Raw genomic sequence first — 14,081 nt, 5'->3', positions numbered from 1 at the left:
TGGTCCGTGGTGCTGATGGTGTCGTGCAGGCCCCGCGGCAGGCGCGGGGCACGGGTCGGGGCTCAGCGGCCCCGGTCGGTCAGAACGGCGGCTCGTCGTTCTGCGGGGTGGCCCAGGGGTCGTCGCCACCGGACTGCTGCCCGCCACGCGAGCCTCCGCCGGAGCCGCCGCCGGTGGCCCACGGGTCGCCCCCGAAGGAGCCCCCGCCGCCACCCTGGCCGCCGCCGCCGGAGGAGCGGCCACCGCCGCCACCCTGGCCGCCGCCGCCGTACCCGCCACCGCCGCCGCCGCCCTGGCCTCCGTTGCTGGAGGTGCGGGTGACCTTGGCCGTGGCGTAGCGCAGCGCCGGACCGATCTCGTCCACGTCGACCTCGAAGACCGTGCGCTTCTCACCCTCGCGGGTCTCGTAGCTGCGGGACTTCAGCCGGCCGGAGACGATGACGCGCATGCCCTTCTGGAGGGACTCGGCCACGTTCTCCGCGGCCTGCCGCCAGACGGCGCAGTTGAGGAACATCGCGTCGCCGTCGCGCCACTCGTTGGTCTGACGGTCGAACGTGCGCGGGGTGGACGCGACCGTGAAGTTCGCGACCGCCGCCCCGGACGGGGTGAAGCGCAGCTCGGGGTCGGCCGTCAGGTTGCCGATCAGCGTGATGGGTGTCTCGCCTGCCATGGGTGCTCCGTGTTCGTCGTGGACCGTCGTCTGCGGGCCGGATCGGGATCAGCGTGCCAGCCGGGGCTGACATCCCGACACGTCACGGACGGGATCTGTGGACAAGTCCCGTCCGTGCCGCCGGCCTGTGGAAGATCGCTCAGCGGGCGTCGGCCCGGAGGACCTTCGTCCGCATGATCGACTCGTTGAGCGTGAACTGGCGGTCCAGCTCCTTGACGTCGTCCGGCGTCGCGGTGAGCGTGAGGACGACGTAGATGCCCTCGGACTTCTTGCGGATCTCGTAGGCCAGGCGGCGCCGGCCCCAGACCTCCACGTTGCTGACGCTGCCGCCACCCTTGGTGACGACGGTCAGGTGCTGGTCGAGCGTCGGCTGGACCTGACGCTCGTCGGTGTCGGGGTCGAAGATGACCATGACCTCGTAAGGACGCATCGCTAACTCCACCTCCTCTGGTCTCTGCGGCCACGGGACGTCCCCGTGGCAGGAGGGCGAATGCTGGACCCGCTCCCCATCGAGGGGGCAGGTCCGGGCGCGACGCAGGGCGCCGCACCAGCGACCCAAGATACCTGCTCGGGCTGACCCGGGGCCAATCGAGCACCAGGTGCTGCGGAGGCGCCCCTCAGAGGTCGAGGGTGCAGGTGCGCAGCCGGTGGACGACGCGCATCCCCACCCGCTCGTAGAGGCCGAGCGCGCCGGTGGCCTCGTAGGTGAAGAGGCCGAGCCGCGCCACGCCCCGCTCGCGGGCCGCGAGCGCGACCTGCACGAGCAGCTCGCGGGCCAGGCCGCGGCGCCGGTGGTCCGGCACCACGGCCAGCTGCGAGACCCACGCCTCCCCCTCGCCCGCGCCCAGCGGGTCCTGCATCAGGCACGCCCCCACCACCTCGCCGCCGTGCGTGGCGAGGCGCCAGTGCCGAAGGGTCACGTCGGGGCGCTCGACCATCCCGCTGCACCAGTCCTCGTAGGGACGGCTCGGGCCGTACTGGGCGAAGGCCTCCATCACCACCCGGTGGACCTCGGGGAGGTCGGCCTCGGTCACGGGGCGCACCGCGTACCCGCTCGGCAGCGAGGTGGCCTCCAGCGGGGCGGAGGGCTCGAGCCGCAGGATCCACCCCTCCTCCTCGACCTGCCACCCCCGACCGGCCAGGCGCGCGAGCCCCTCGACGTCGTCGGCGGGCAGGTCGCGGTGCAGCGTGGGCAGCCCCCAGCGGTGGGCCTCGTCCTCCCACCGCTGCAGCAGCGCCTCCTCCAGCCCCGCCCCCTCCCATGCCTGGTCCACGGCCACCACGAGGTCGCCGCGGCGGGTGAGCGTGGCGAGGGCCACCAGCGCCTGCTCGCCCGCGGGCGCCTCGTCGTCGAACCAGCCCTCGCTGGCGGTCGCGAGGTCGAAGCCGGGACGGTTCCACTCGGCGCGCACGTCCTCGACCGCGAGGACCGGTTCGCCGAACCAGCGCCGGTCGTCGGCGTGGACGAGCGCGACGGCCGCCTCGAGGTCGGCCTGCTCGAGCGGTCGGGACGTGATCACGACGACCTCCTGCTGCGTACGGACGGGGACGCGCCGGGGTTCCCCCGCCGGCGATCAAGTTTCGGTCACGATGCATCCGGGCTGGGGAAAAGCCCGTCGGCGACCCGCTCAACCACTACGCTCGCTGCCCTCAGCCGTCCCACGAGCCCAGGAGAACCTCATGGCCTACTACCAGGCCGCGCCGCCGCCTGCCGCCTCCGACCCCAACCGCACACTCACGATCGTCGGGTTCGTCCTGGCGTTCCTCTGCAGCCTCGCCGGTCTGATCATCAGCATCATCGCCTACAACAAGTCGAAGGCTGTGGGCTACAAGAACAACCTCGCGCTGGCCGGCATCATCATCGCCGCCGTGCTCATGGTGCTCGGCATCGTGCTCAACGCCAGCGGCGCCATGACGGGGATGTACGGCAACGCCTGACCTGCTCCGGGCCCGGACGGGAGCGCGTACGCCGTGCTCCCGTCCGGCGGCCCGGCCGAACCACCTCCGCGGAGACCCGTCGAGCGCCGCTCCGGACGTCCCGCCCGTTCCTCTCCACCCCCGTCTCACGCTCTCGCCCTCGACGCCCCGGCGGACGACCCGTCGTCGGCCCGCCTCCCGTCAGCGCCTCGCGTTAGCCTCACGCCCATGACGCAGCTGCTGGTCGGTGGGCACGGGGACCACGTCGACCCGGTCGCGGAGGCCGAGGCCCGCGACGCCGGCCTGGCGCAGTTCTTCCTCGGCGACCCGCAGGCCTGGAAGGGCCCGCAGGTCGCGTACGAGGGCGGCGCCGAGGCCCTCCGCAAGGCCGCGGCCGACGCCGACGTGACGCTCTACGTCCACGCGCCGTACGTCCTCAACGTGGCGACGACGAACAACCGGATCCGGATCCCCAGCCGCAAGTTCCTCCAGCAGCACCTCGACGCCGCGGCGGAGGTCGGCGCCGCGGGCCTCGTGGTCCACGGCGGCCACGTGCTCAAGGCCGACGACCCGGCGCAGGGCTTCGACAACTGGCGCAAGTGCGTCGAGCGGCTCGAGCTGTCGGTGCCGCTGCTGATCGAGAACACCGCGGGCGGGGACAACGCCATGGCGCGCCACCTCGAGCGGCTCGACGAGCTGTGGAACGCGGTCGGCGACGGCGGAGGGGCGGGCGTCGGCTTCTGCCTCGACACCTGCCACGCGCACGCCGCGGGCGAGGACCTCGACGGACTGGTCGACCGCGTGCGCGCGATCACCGGCCGCATCGACCTCGTGCACGCCAACGACTCGCGCGACGCCGCCGGCTCGGGCGCGGACCGCCACACCAACCTCGGCGCGGGCCAGGTCGACCCCGACGCGCTCGTCGCCGTGGTGCGCGAGGCCGGCGCCCCGGTCGTGGTCGAGACGCCCGGCGGCCCCGAGGGCCAGGCGGCGGACATCGCGTGGCTGCGGGAGCGGCTCGGCTGAGCCCTCCGGGCTCGACGCCCGGCGAGGAAGGGGACGCCGACCACTGCGTGGCCCTTCGACAGGCTCAGGGAGCGTTCCCCCGGCGGCGAACGCGCCTGGGTGGTCAGCCCGGGCGGGTGAGCTCCAGCGGCGCGCTGCGCTCCCCGCGTCCGAAGACGCAGCGGAAGAGCGTGCCCTCGGCCGGCGTCTGCGGCGGGAGGGCGTAGACCTCCCAGTCGCTGCGGCGCTCGCCGGCGGGCAGCATGTCGTTGACCAGGGCGCGGCGGCAGACGGCCTTGGCCGCCGGGTCGTCGTCGAGCTGGGACTGGCGGACGACCGGCGTGGTCAGCTCCGCCGCGGCGAAGGTCTGGTAGACGTGCGTCCGGTCGCAACGGGCGGGGCTCGCGACGTAGAGGCTGTCGAAGGTCGAGGCGACGCCGCCGAAGCACTCGGGCGGGACGGGCCCGCACTGGGCGGAGCGCCCGACCGTCTCGGAGCAGTCGGTGAAGCCGGCGAGCAGGGTCGGCGTCGGGCTCGGCGAGGGCGACGCGTCCGGCGCGCTGGGGGCACCGGCGGTCGTGACCGCCCCCGGCTCGGCGGCGACGGGGGCGCCGCGCCCGGTGAGGGCGACGGCGGTGACGACGAGCAGCACCACGAGGGCCGCGGCCGCGAGCAGGACGCCGCGGCGCCGCCTCCGACGCGCGTCGCCCTCCTCGGCGGGCGGGGTCTCCGCGACCGGCGCCGCCTCCGTCGCGCCCGCACCGGCCGGGACCGCACGGAGCGGCTGGTCGAGCTCCGGCCCCAGGGCGGGCGTCGGCGCGCCGAGCTCGAGCGCCGCGAGCGCGTCCCGGAACCCGGCCGCGGACGGCCGGCGCGTGGGCTCGTCGTCGAGGGCCTCCATCAGCACGTCCATGAACCGCGGGTCGACGTCCGGCAGCCGCTCGACCGGGTCGTCGAGGTGGGCCATGACGACCTGCGCCGCCGTCATGTCCGGGTCGGCCTGGTCGGGGTCGACGGCGCGGGGCGCGTGGCCGCAGAGCAGTGCGTAGAGGGTCGCGGCGAGGGAGTAGACGTCGCCGCTCTTGGTCGGCGAGTGCGGCGCGAAGGCCTCCGGCGGTGCGTACGCCGGGGTGAGCGCCTCGAGCCTCTCCTCGAGGTCCATCCCCGGGTCGGTCATCACCGCGAGCCCGAAGTCGGCCAGGCCGGCGTGGCCGTAGGCGTCGATCAGGACGTTCGCGGGCTTGACGTCGCGGTGCAGCACCCCCTGGGCGTGGGCGGCGTCGAGCGCGTCGGCGATCCGGACACCGAGGTCGCGGACCCACTCCTGCGTCGGGCGGTTCTCGGGCTTGAGCAGCCGCGTCAGCGAACCCCCGGTGCACAGCTCCATGACCAGGTAGGGCCGGTCGTCGTCGAGCAGGCCGGCGTCGTGCACGGTGACGATCCCGGGGTGGCTGGACATCCGGCCGGCGGCGCCCGACTCGCGCAGGAACCGCGCGCGCTCCTCGGGGTTGTCGAGCTTGCGGGTGATGATCTTGACCGCGACGAGACGGTCCAGCGACTCCTGGCGGGCCTCCCAGACCACGGCGAAACCACCCCGGGCCAGCGCGCGCCAGTCCGTGAGCCCCTCGAGCCGCGGTGTCCTCACCACCGCCTCACCCTAGGTCGCGGGACGACGTGGTCGTCGGGACGAGGCACAAACATGCACAACCCTGAGCCGCGGCGTTGATCAGTTCCGCCGGGACGCGCGCGGCGTCGTCCTGGTCCCGCAAGGACAATGTGCGCCATGAGCCGCAGCGTCTACGTCGCGTCGCCGGAGGGCCTGACGGGCAAGTCGGCGGTGGCCCTGGGCCTGCTCGACGCCCTCGTCCGCGAGGTCGGGTCGGTCGGCGTCTTCCGCCCGCTCACCACGGTGAGCGCCCACCCCGGCACCGACGAGCGCGACCTGATCGTCGAGCTGCTCGTCTCCCAGCCCGGGGTCCACCAGGCCTACGAGGACGCGATCGGGGTGACCTACGACCTCGCGCGCGAGGACCCCGACGAGGCGCTGCACGTGATCGTCGAGCGCTTCGGCCACCTCGCCGAGCGCTTCGACGTCGTCGTCGTGCTGGGCTCGGACTACACCGACGTCTCCACCGGGACCGAGCTCTCCTTCAACGCCAAGGTCGCGGCCAACCTCGGCTCGCCGGTCGTTCTCGTGGTCCACGGACGGGGTCGGACGCCCGACCAGGTCGAGGCCGCCGCGGAGGGCGCGGTGGCCGAGCTCCGCGCCAACCACGCCTCGACCGTGGCCGTCATCGCCAACCGGGTCGAGCCGGGCGAGGTCGAGCCGACCATGGCCGCGCTCGCCCGCATCCCGGGGGTGCTGACCGCGGCGGTCCCCGAGAGCCCGCTGCTCTCGGCGCCGACCTTCGGCTCGCTGGTCGAGGCCGCCGACGCGCACCTCGTCCTCGGCAGCGAGGCCTGGACCGGTCGCGAGGCGCTCGGCATCATCGTCGCGGCCATGAGCCTGCCGAACGTGCTGGACCGGCTCCGCCCCGACGTGGCCGTGATCGCCCCGAGCGACCGCACCGACCTGGTGCCCGGCCTCCTGCTCGCGCACCAGTCCGGCACCTTCCCCACCCTCGCCGGCATCCTGCTGACCGGCGGCTACGCGCTGCCCGACTCGATCCGCCGGCTCGCCGAGGGCGTCTCCTCCGAGCTGCCGATCGCGCTGACCAGCCTCGAGACCTTCGCCACCGCGGAGCGGCTGCTCCGGGTGCGCGGCCCGATGAGCAAGGACTCGCCCAACAAGATCGAGGCCGCGCGGCGGCTCTTCGCCGAGCAGGTCGACGCAGCGGCGCTGCTGCGGGCCATCGACGTGTCCGCCTCCGACGTGCGTACGCCGCTGATGTTCGGCTACCAGCTGATGGAGCGGGCCCGGGCCGACCGCAAGCACATCGTGCTGCCGGAGGCGAGCGACGACCGCATCCTCACCGCGGCCGACGTGCTGCTGCGCCGCGGCGTCGCCGACCTCACCCTCCTCGGCGAGGAGAACGCGGTCCGGGCCCGGGCGTCGACGCTCGGCCTCGACCTCGACGCCGCCCGGGTGGTGTCGCCCACCGACCCCGGGCTCGTCGAGCGCTTCGCCGCCGTCTACGCGGAGGCCCGCGCCCACAAGGGCATGACGCTGGAGCGGGCGCGCGAGGTCGTCACCGACATCTCCTACTTCGGCACGCTGATGGTCCACCTCGGCCTGGCCGACGGGATGGTCTCCGGGGCGGTCAACACGACCGCGCACACGATTCGCCCGGCCCTCGAGCTCGTGAAGACCCGCCCCGGCGTCAGCACCGTGTCGAGCGTGTTCCTCATGTGCCTGGCCGACCGCGTCCTCGTCTACGGCGACTGCGCGGTCATCCCGGAGCCGACGACCGAGCAGCTGGCCGACATCGCGGTGTCCTCGGCGGCGACGGCGCGGCAGTTCGGGATCGACCCGCGCGTGGCGATGCTCTCCTACTCCACCGGCAGCTCCGGCTCGGGCGCCGACGTGGACAAGGTCCGCGCGGCGACCGCGCTGGTCGCCGAGCGCGCCCCGGACCTCGCGCTGGAGGGCCCGATCCAGTACGACGCCGCCGTCGACCCCGACGTGGCCCGCACCAAGCTGCCCGGCTCGACCGTGGCCGGCCGGGCGACGGTCTTCGTCTTCCCCGACCTCAACACGGGCAACAACACCTACAAGGCCGTCCAGCGCAGCGCCCACGCCGTCGCGATCGGCCCGGTGCTGCAGGGGCTCAACAAGCCGGTCAACGACCTGTCCCGGGGAGCGCTCGTGGAGGACATCGTGAACACCGTGGCCATCACCGCCGTGCAGGCGCAGGAGGCGGGCCGGTGACCGGCTCCTCGCCGCAGGCGCCGGTCCTCGTCCTCAACGCGGGCTCCTCCTCGCTGAAGTACCAGGTGGTCGTCCCGGAGAGCGCCGAGGTGCTGGCCGGCGGGACCGTGGAGCGGATCGGCGAGGACGGCAGCGGCGTCGCCGACCACGCCGCCGCCGTCCGTACGGTCACCGATCAGCTCGACGCGGCCGGGGTCGACCTCGCCCGCACCGGGTTGCGCGCGGTCGGGCACCGCGTCGTGCACGGCGGGCCGGACTTCTCCGACCCGGTCCTGCTCGACGACGCCGTGGTCGCCGACATCCGTGACCTGGTCCCGCTCGCCCCGCTGCACAACCCCGGCGCGCTCGCCGGGATCGAGGCCGCCCGCGACGCCTTCGCCGACGTCGCGCAGGTCGCGGTCTTCGACACCGCCTTCTTCGCCTCGCTCCCGGCCGCGGCCGCGACGTACGCGATCCCCAAGGAGGTGAGCGAGGAGCACCGGCTGCGCCGCTACGGCTTCCACGGGACCTCCCACCGCTACGTCTCCCGGGCCGTGGCCGACCTCGTCGGACGCCCGCTGGAGTCCTTCACCCAGGTCGTGCTGCACCTCGGCAACGGCTGCTCGGCCTCCGCGGTAGACGGCGGCGTCGCGGTCGACACCTCGATGGGCCTCACGCCGCTGCAGGGCCTGGTGATGGGCACCCGGTCCGGCGACGTGGACCCGGCCGTCTTCACCTTCCTGCACCAGCAGGCGGGGATGAGCGTGGCCGACATCGACACCATGCTGAACAAGCGGTCCGGCCTCAAGGGCCTGGCCGGCGCCAACGACTTCCGCGAGGTGCTGGCCCGGGCCGACGACGGCGACGCCGACGCCCGGCTGGCGCTCGACGTCTACGTGCACCGGCTGCGCCACTACGTGGGCGCGTACACGGCGGTGCTGGGCGGGCTCGACGTGCTCACCTTCACCGCGGGGGTCGGCGAGAACTCCCCCGTCCTGCGCGCCGCGGTCGTGGCGAACCTCGGCCGGCTCGGCATCGCGGTCGACCCCGCGCGCAACGAGGCCCGCTCGCGCGAGGCGCGGGTGATCTCGCCCGACGGGTCGCCGGTGACGGTCACCGTGGTGCCGACCAACGAGGAGCTCGAGATCGCCCGCCAGGCGGCCGCCCTGCTGGAGCGCCACGGCGGCTGAGGCCCACCCGCAGGCTCGCCCGGATCGGCTACGGTGAGCCTCGTCGAGCGTCGCGGTCCCGCGGCACCCCTGACCGAGGAGGACACGTGCGCAAGGTGATTCTGGGCCTCGGGCTCGCCGTGGGCCTCGCCGCCTGGGTCGTCGGGCTGGTCGGCCTCTTCACCACGCCCAACCCGCACCTGGTGCCGATCCCCAACACGGTCACGGTCTTCGGCGTGGTCGCCATGATGGGCACCCTCCTGCTGCTGGTCATCGTCTTCGCCCACGGCACCCGCGCCGGCGACGTCGACTGACCCCGCCCGGCCTCCGCGGCCGGCAGGCCTGACCGCGCGGTAGACAGGGCGCATGGACCTGCTGCGCCACCTCGGCGACGCGCTCTCGGAGTCCGGCCACATGGCCTGGCAGATTGCGTGGTCGCTCGTCCTCGGCTTCGTCCTCGCGGCCGTCATCCAGGCCGTGGTCGGCAAGGGCACCATCAGCCGCGCCCTGCCCGACGACCGCCCGGTGACGCTGCTCAAGGCCTCCGGCTTCGGGATGGCCTCGTCGTCGTGCTCGTACGCCGCCGCCGCCCTCGCCCGCACCCTGTTCCGCAAGGGCGCAAGCTTCACCGCGTCGATGGTGTTCCAGATCGCCTCGACCAACCTCGTGGTCGAGCTCGGCATCATCCTGTGGCTGCTGATCGGCTGGCGGTTCACCCTCGCCGAGCTCGTCGGCGGCCTGGTCATGATCGTGGTCGTCGCCCTGCTGCTGCGCCTGCTGCCCGCCCCGCTCGTCGTCGAGGCCCGGCGCCAGGCCGACCGCGGCCTGGCCGGGTCGATGGAGGGCCACGCGGCGATGGACATGAGCGTCGGGGGCGAGGGCGGCCTCCTCCGGCGCCTGCTCTCCCCCGCCGGCCTCACCTCCGTCGCGCAGATCTTCGTCATGGAGTGGGCGGCCGTGCTGCGCGACCTCGTGATCGGCCTGCTGCTCGCCGGCGCGGCCGCCGCCTGGATCCCGGACTCCTTCTGGCGCACGGTCTTCGCGGCGCAGGACCCCGTCGTCGCCCAGGTCGTCGGTCCCCTGGTCGGACCGCTGGTCGCCGTCGCGACGTTCGTCTGCTCGGTCGGCAACGTCCCGCTCGCCGCCGTGCTGTGGAACGGCGGCATCAGCTTCGGCGGTGTCGTGGCGTTCCTCTTCGCCGACCTGCTGATCGTGCCGATCCTGCTCATCTACCGCCGCTACTACGGCTGGCGGACCACCGTGCGGCTCGTCGGCATCTTCTACGCCGCCGCGGTCGTCGCGGGCTACGTCGTCGAGCTCGCCTTCACGGCGGTGGGGCTCGTGCCGCAGGGCCCGCGCTCGGCCAGCACCGGCGACGAGGCGATCACCTGGAACTACACGACCGTCCTGAACATCGCCTTCCTCGCCCTGGCCGCCGTGCTGGTCGTGCGGTTCCTGACGACCGGCGGGGCCTCGATGCTCTTGAAGATGGGCGGCGGTCCCGACGGCGGGCACCCGGCGCCCGACGACGACACCCAGGACCACCACAGCCACGACCACCGTGCCCGCGACCACCACCACGACGCCGGGAGCGAGGGTGGACGGACCGACCAGGCGCGACCCCGGGGGCCGTCGCGCCCGTAGGGTGGCGCGCATGCCCACCGCCCTCGTCACCGGCGGGACGTCCGGGATCGGCGCCGCGTTCGCCCGCCGGCTCGCCGCCCGCGGCGACGACCTCGTCCTGGTCGCCCGCGACGCCGCCCGCCTGGAGTCCACGGCCGCCGAGCTCCGCAGCGCGTACGGGGTCGAGGTCGAGGTGCTGCCCGCCGACCTGTCCGTGCGCGATGACGTCACCCGGGTCGCCGAGCGGCTCGCCGACCAGGCCCGGCCGGTCGACGTGCTCGTCAACAACGCCGGCTTCGGCGTTCACCACCGGCTCACCGACCCCGACCCCGCGCCGCACGAGCGGGCGATCGCGGTCATGGTCGAGGCTGTCCTCGTGCTCGGCGGCGCCGCCGGCCGGGCGATGCGCGAGCGCGGGCACGGCGCGATCGTCAACGTCGCCTCGACCGCCGGCTACCTGGCCATGGGCTCGTACTCCGCGATCAAGGCCTGGGCCATGACCTACTCGGAGTCGCTGTCCAACGAGCTCGCCGGGACCGGCGTCACGGTCACCGCGCTGGCGCCCGGCTGGGTGCGCACGGAGTTCCACGAGCGCGCCGACATCACGACCTCCTCGATCCCGGACGCGCTCTGGCTCGAGGCCGACGCCCTCGTCGCGGAGTGCCTCGCCGACGTCGACGCCGGCAAGGTCGTCTCCATCCCCAGCCGGCGCTACCGCGCGCTGATGTTCGCGGTCCGGCACGCGCCGCGCTCCGCGGTCCGGGCGGCCTCGCGCCGGCTGTCGTCGAGCCGGCACTGACCGCGGCCATCCGGAGCGCCCGCCGCCACGAACCCCTCCGTGTCGCCCGGTGTGAACAGGGCGTGAACGCCCAACTGACGATAAGGTGACCGACGTGTCGAGCCGCAGCCGCTACACCTCCCCGGTCATGGCCGGTGCTCGGTTCGTGGCGCAGCGCGGGATCCTCAAGCCGTTCATCTGGCGCAAGGCCGACGTCACCGTGCTCAACGCGGACCGCCTCGAGGCGATGCGCGGGCCGTACGTCGCGGTCTCCAACCACTCGAGCCACCTCGACGCCCCGCTGATCATCGGCGCGCTGCCGGGCAAGCTCGGACGCTACGTCGCGGCGGGCGCCGCGGCCGACTACTTCTTCGACGTCTGGTGGCGCAAGGGCCTGACCGCGCTGTTCTTCAACGCCTTCCCCGTCGACCGGTCCGGGCTCCGCGGGCGCCGCGGCCTCGCGACGAGCCTGCTCGACGACGGCGTCCCGCTGCTCCTCTTCCCCGAGGGCACCCGGTCGCGCACCGGCGAGATGGGCAACTTCAAGCCCGGAGCCGCTGCCCTGTGCATCAGCCGGGACGTGCCCTGCCTGCCGATCGCGCTGCTCGGCGCGTCGGCGGCGATGCCGACCGGACGCAGCTGGCCCGGCAAGGGCAAGCCCCCGGTCTACGTGAACTTCGGCGAGCCGATGCGTCCCGAGGACGGCGAGTCCGTCGCGGGGTTCAACGAGCGGATCGCCAAGGAGGTCCGCGGGCTCTACGACGAGGCCCAGGACTACCGCGAGCGCCACGGCGTGCGCGAGCTCCCGCGCGGCTGAGCCGCACCACCCACGGCGGCCGCGCTCCTTCGCGCTCGGGCCGCGTGACCCCTTCGTCCAGCCGTTAGGCTCGGTCGGACCCTCCAGGGTCGAAGCGTCAGCGAGGAGGCAGGCAGCATGCCGGCGGTCAAGCACATGAAGTGGTGGGGCTGGGGCGTGGAGGGAGTGTCCTTCCACTGGGAGGACAAGCCGGCGTTCCCCGCCTTCGTCAGCCGGGCCGTGGGGATCGACGTCACGAGCCCGCCGGCGCAGCCGATGTCCATCGAGCAGCTCGGCGTCCCCGCCCCGCAGGTGAGCGACGACGTCCGCGGCCGCCTGACCGACGCGGTCGGCGCGACGAACGTCGCCTACGACGACCACGAGCGGATCGTCCACACCTACGGCAAGAGCCTGCGCGACCTGCTCCGACTGCGCGCGGCCGACCTGCCGCGCGTGCCCGACGCCGTCGTCTACCCCGGCAGCGAGGACGACGTCCGCGCGCTGCTCGAGCTCGCGCTCGACGCCGACCTGGTGCTGATCCCCTTCGGCGGCGGCAGCAACATCGCCGGCAGCCTCCACCCCGAGCCCGACGAGACCCGTACGGTCGTCTCGCTCGACCTCGGCCGGATGAACCAGGTCCTCGACCTCGACGAGGACTCCGGCCTCGCCCGCGTGCAGGCCGGCATCCTCGGCCCGGACCTCGAGGAGCAGCTCGGGCGGCGCGGCTGGACCATGGGCCACTACCCCGACAGCTTCACCCACTCCACGCTCGGCGGCTGGGTCGCGACCCGCTCCTCGGGCATGCAGTCGGACAAGTACGGCGACATCGCCAAGATCAGCCGCGGCATGCGCGTCGTGCAGCCGGGCGGGACGCTCGTCGTCCGCCCGCTGCCCAGCACCTCCACCGGCCCGAACACCCGCGAGATGGTCCTCGGCTCCGAGGGCCGCCTCGGCGTGATCACCGAGGTCACCGTCCAGGTGCACCGGATCCCCGAGAACCGCCTGATCACGGCCTACCTCTTCCCGAGCTGGGAGGCCGGCCTGGCCGCGATGCAGGAGATCTCGACCTCCGACGCGCACCCCTCGGTGACGCGGGTGAGCGACTCCTTCGAGACGCAGTTCTCGCTCTCGACCCGCAAGGAGTCGAAGGGCTTCTCGGTCTCCTCCGCCGTCGGCAACGGGCTGTTCAAGCTGCTCGAGCGCCGCGGGTGGGACCTCGACCAGGCCTGCCTGAGCTTCATCGGCTTCGAGGGCGGCCGCGCGCACGTCGCGCACGAGAAGGCGATCGTCGGCTCGATCGTCAAGGCGCACGGCGGCATCGGCCTGGGCAAGGGCCCGGCCGTGCTCTACGACCAGAAGAAGTTCGACACCCCGTACATCCGGGACTTCCTGCTGGACCGCGGCGGGGCGGCGGACGTGTCCGAGACCGCGGCGCCGTGGTCCCGGCTGCTGCCGCTCTACAACGCGGTGATGGAGAACGTTCGCAAGGTCTACGCCGACCTGGGTGTGACGGGGTGGGTGATGTGCCACCTGTCGCACTCCGAGCACTCCGGCGCCTGCCTGTACTTCACCTTCGCCTTCAACCACGACGGCGTCGACCCGATCGCGCAGTACGACCGGGTCAAGGAGGCGCTGCAGCAGACGTTCATCGACCAGGGCGGCACGCTCTCGCACCACCACGCGGTGGGCACCGAGCACAGCCGCTGGCTGGCCGACGACATCTCCGAGCAGGGCGTCGTGATGGTCCAGGGCGTCATCGACACCGTCGACGCCGGGCGCCACCTCAACCCGGGCAAGATCACCCGCAGCTGAGCGTGAACGAGGGGTGGCGGACCCATCGCCACCCCTCGGCACCGCCCCGCGCTACCTGCGCGGCCGACGCTGGCCGCGTGCCGCCCCGCGACCGCCACCTCGCGCCCGTGCTGGTGCTTGCGGCGTGCTCCACGGCTCCCGCACCGGCGCCCGGAGCGCCTCTGGGGCCGGAGGACCGGCACCTCCGACCCCGCCCGACGAGACCCCATCGCGACATGACAACGTGGACATCCGGACCGCCTCACGGGTCCGCAGGACACGCCCCGACAGCGGGGTGAGGTAGCGCACGCGTCCGCAGGCAGAACTTCTCCGGTTACGGCCCACAAACCCGCCTGGAGTGGGCTACGTTTGTCAGCGGGAGTTCACTCCATCGGACGCCCGGGATAGGTCGCGATGCGTCCGGCCTGCGTCGTGTTCCCCGCGCGGGTAGGCCCATCCCCTGCGCATCCCCTATCCCGGGTCAT

13 protein-coding genes are annotated in these 14,081 nt (G+C 73.6%); 9 read left to right on the top strand and 4 right to left on the bottom strand.

Going from position 1 to position 14,081, the window contains the following annotated elements; all coding sequences use genetic code 11:
* Nucleotides 1-79 precede the first annotated feature (79 nt).
* From BLU42_RS18015 to BLU42_RS18005, 3 genes are all read right to left on the bottom strand, one after another.
* A complete protein-coding gene (locus tag BLU42_RS18015; protein WP_091077668.1) occupies nt 80-670 on the bottom strand; it encodes a single-stranded DNA-binding protein in 591 nt (196 codons plus the stop codon).
* A gap of 139 nt (nt 671-809) precedes the next feature.
* Nucleotides 810-1,100, bottom strand: coding sequence for a 30S ribosomal protein S6 (gene rpsF, locus BLU42_RS18010; protein WP_091077664.1), 291 nt, complete (start codon nt 1,098-1,100; stop codon nt 810-812).
* A 187-nt stretch (nt 1,101-1,287) separates the two neighbouring features.
* Nucleotides 1,288-2,190 (bottom strand): GNAT family N-acetyltransferase, encoded by a 903-nt coding sequence (locus tag BLU42_RS18005; RefSeq protein ID WP_091077661.1) that lies wholly within the window; start codon nt 2,188-2,190, stop codon nt 1,288-1,290.
* A 160-nt stretch (nt 2,191-2,350) separates the two neighbouring features.
* On the opposite strand from BLU42_RS18005, the gene BLU42_RS18000 reads away from it, so the two are divergent.
* Entirely contained in the window at nt 2,351-2,608 is a 258-nt protein-coding gene (locus BLU42_RS18000) for a hypothetical protein (RefSeq protein WP_091077658.1), read from the top strand.
* 207 nt (nt 2,609-2,815) lie between these two features.
* The gene (locus BLU42_RS17995) at nt 2,816-3,613 is read left to right on the top strand and encodes a deoxyribonuclease IV (protein WP_091077656.1); all 798 of its coding nucleotides are present in this window, start codon (nt 2,816-2,818) and stop codon (nt 3,611-3,613) included.
* Between the two features lie 103 nt (nt 3,614-3,716).
* Here the strand turns inward: BLU42_RS17995 and BLU42_RS17990 are convergent, their stop codons facing one another.
* Complete coding sequence (locus BLU42_RS17990) at nt 3,717-5,240, bottom strand: serine/threonine-protein kinase (protein WP_091077654.1); 1,524 nt, start codon at nt 5,238-5,240, stop codon at nt 3,717-3,719.
* A gap of 135 nt (nt 5,241-5,375) precedes the next feature.
* Between BLU42_RS17990 and pta the strand changes: the two genes are divergently transcribed.
* The 7 genes from pta to BLU42_RS17955 all read left to right on the top strand — a co-directional run bounded on the left by pta (nt 5,376) and on the right by BLU42_RS17955 (nt 13,617).
* Nucleotides 5,376-7,460, top strand: a complete 2,085-nt coding sequence (pta, locus tag BLU42_RS17985; protein WP_091077651.1) for a phosphate acetyltransferase — start codon at nt 5,376-5,378, stop codon at nt 7,458-7,460.
* Nucleotides 7,457-8,629, top strand: coding sequence for an acetate kinase (locus tag BLU42_RS17980; protein WP_091077647.1), 1,173 nt, complete (start codon nt 7,457-7,459; stop codon nt 8,627-8,629). Before pta ends, BLU42_RS17980 begins: the two co-directional genes overlap by 4 nt.
* An 86-nt stretch (nt 8,630-8,715) precedes the next feature.
* Complete coding sequence (locus tag BLU42_RS17975; RefSeq protein WP_091077645.1) at nt 8,716-8,922, top strand: hypothetical protein; 207 nt, start codon at nt 8,716-8,718, stop codon at nt 8,920-8,922.
* Nucleotides 8,923-8,974: 52 nt separating this feature from the next.
* Nucleotides 8,975-10,252 (top strand): permease, encoded by a 1,278-nt coding sequence (locus BLU42_RS17970; RefSeq protein WP_091077642.1) that lies wholly within the window; start codon nt 8,975-8,977, stop codon nt 10,250-10,252.
* Nucleotides 10,253-10,262: 10 nt separating this feature from the next.
* Nucleotides 10,263-11,030: an SDR family NAD(P)-dependent oxidoreductase gene (locus BLU42_RS17965; protein ID WP_091080914.1), complete on the top strand. Its 768-nt coding sequence runs from the start codon at nt 10,263-10,265 to the stop codon at nt 11,028-11,030.
* Nucleotides 11,031-11,124: 94 nt separating this feature from the next.
* On the top strand, nt 11,125-11,826 hold the full coding sequence (locus BLU42_RS17960) for a lysophospholipid acyltransferase family protein (protein ID WP_091080911.1): 702 nt from the start codon (nt 11,125-11,127) through the stop codon (nt 11,824-11,826).
* 117 nt (nt 11,827-11,943) lie between these two features.
* Nucleotides 11,944-13,617 carry an FAD-binding oxidoreductase gene (locus BLU42_RS17955; RefSeq protein ID WP_091077639.1) on the top strand — a complete coding sequence of 558 codons (1,674 nt, stop codon included), beginning with the start codon at nt 11,944-11,946 and terminating at the stop codon, nt 13,615-13,617.
* Nucleotides 13,618-14,081: the final 464 nt, after the last annotated feature.

Source organism: Microlunatus sagamiharensis, assembly GCF_900105785.1.
GTDB lineage: Bacteria > Actinomycetota > Actinomycetes > Propionibacteriales > Propionibacteriaceae > Microlunatus > Microlunatus sagamiharensis.
This window is presented reverse-complemented; position numbering and strand designations above follow the sequence as displayed.

Excerpts from the sequence above, each read along its gene's own strand:
- BLU42_RS18015 (WP_091077668.1), bottom strand. The coding sequence starts at position 670 with ATGGCAGGCGAGACACCCATCACGCTGATCGGCAACCTGACGGCCGAC.
- BLU42_RS17970 (WP_091077642.1), top strand. The coding sequence starts at position 8,975 with ATGGACCTGCTGCGCCACCTCGGCGACGCGCTCTCGGAGTCCGGCCAC.
- BLU42_RS17955 (WP_091077639.1), top strand. The coding sequence starts at position 11,944 with ATGCCGGCGGTCAAGCACATGAAGTGGTGGGGCTGGGGCGTGGAGGGA.
- BLU42_RS18000 (WP_091077658.1), top strand. The coding sequence starts at position 2,351 with ATGGCCTACTACCAGGCCGCGCCGCCGCCTGCCGCCTCCGACCCCAAC.
- BLU42_RS17995 (WP_091077656.1), top strand. The coding sequence starts at position 2,816 with ATGACGCAGCTGCTGGTCGGTGGGCACGGGGACCACGTCGACCCGGTC.
- rpsF (WP_091077664.1), bottom strand. The coding sequence starts at position 1,100 with ATGCGTCCTTACGAGGTCATGGTCATCTTCGACCCCGACACCGACGAG.
- pta (WP_091077651.1), top strand. The coding sequence starts at position 5,376 with ATGAGCCGCAGCGTCTACGTCGCGTCGCCGGAGGGCCTGACGGGCAAG.
- BLU42_RS17965 (WP_091080914.1), top strand. The coding sequence starts at position 10,263 with ATGCCCACCGCCCTCGTCACCGGCGGGACGTCCGGGATCGGCGCCGCG.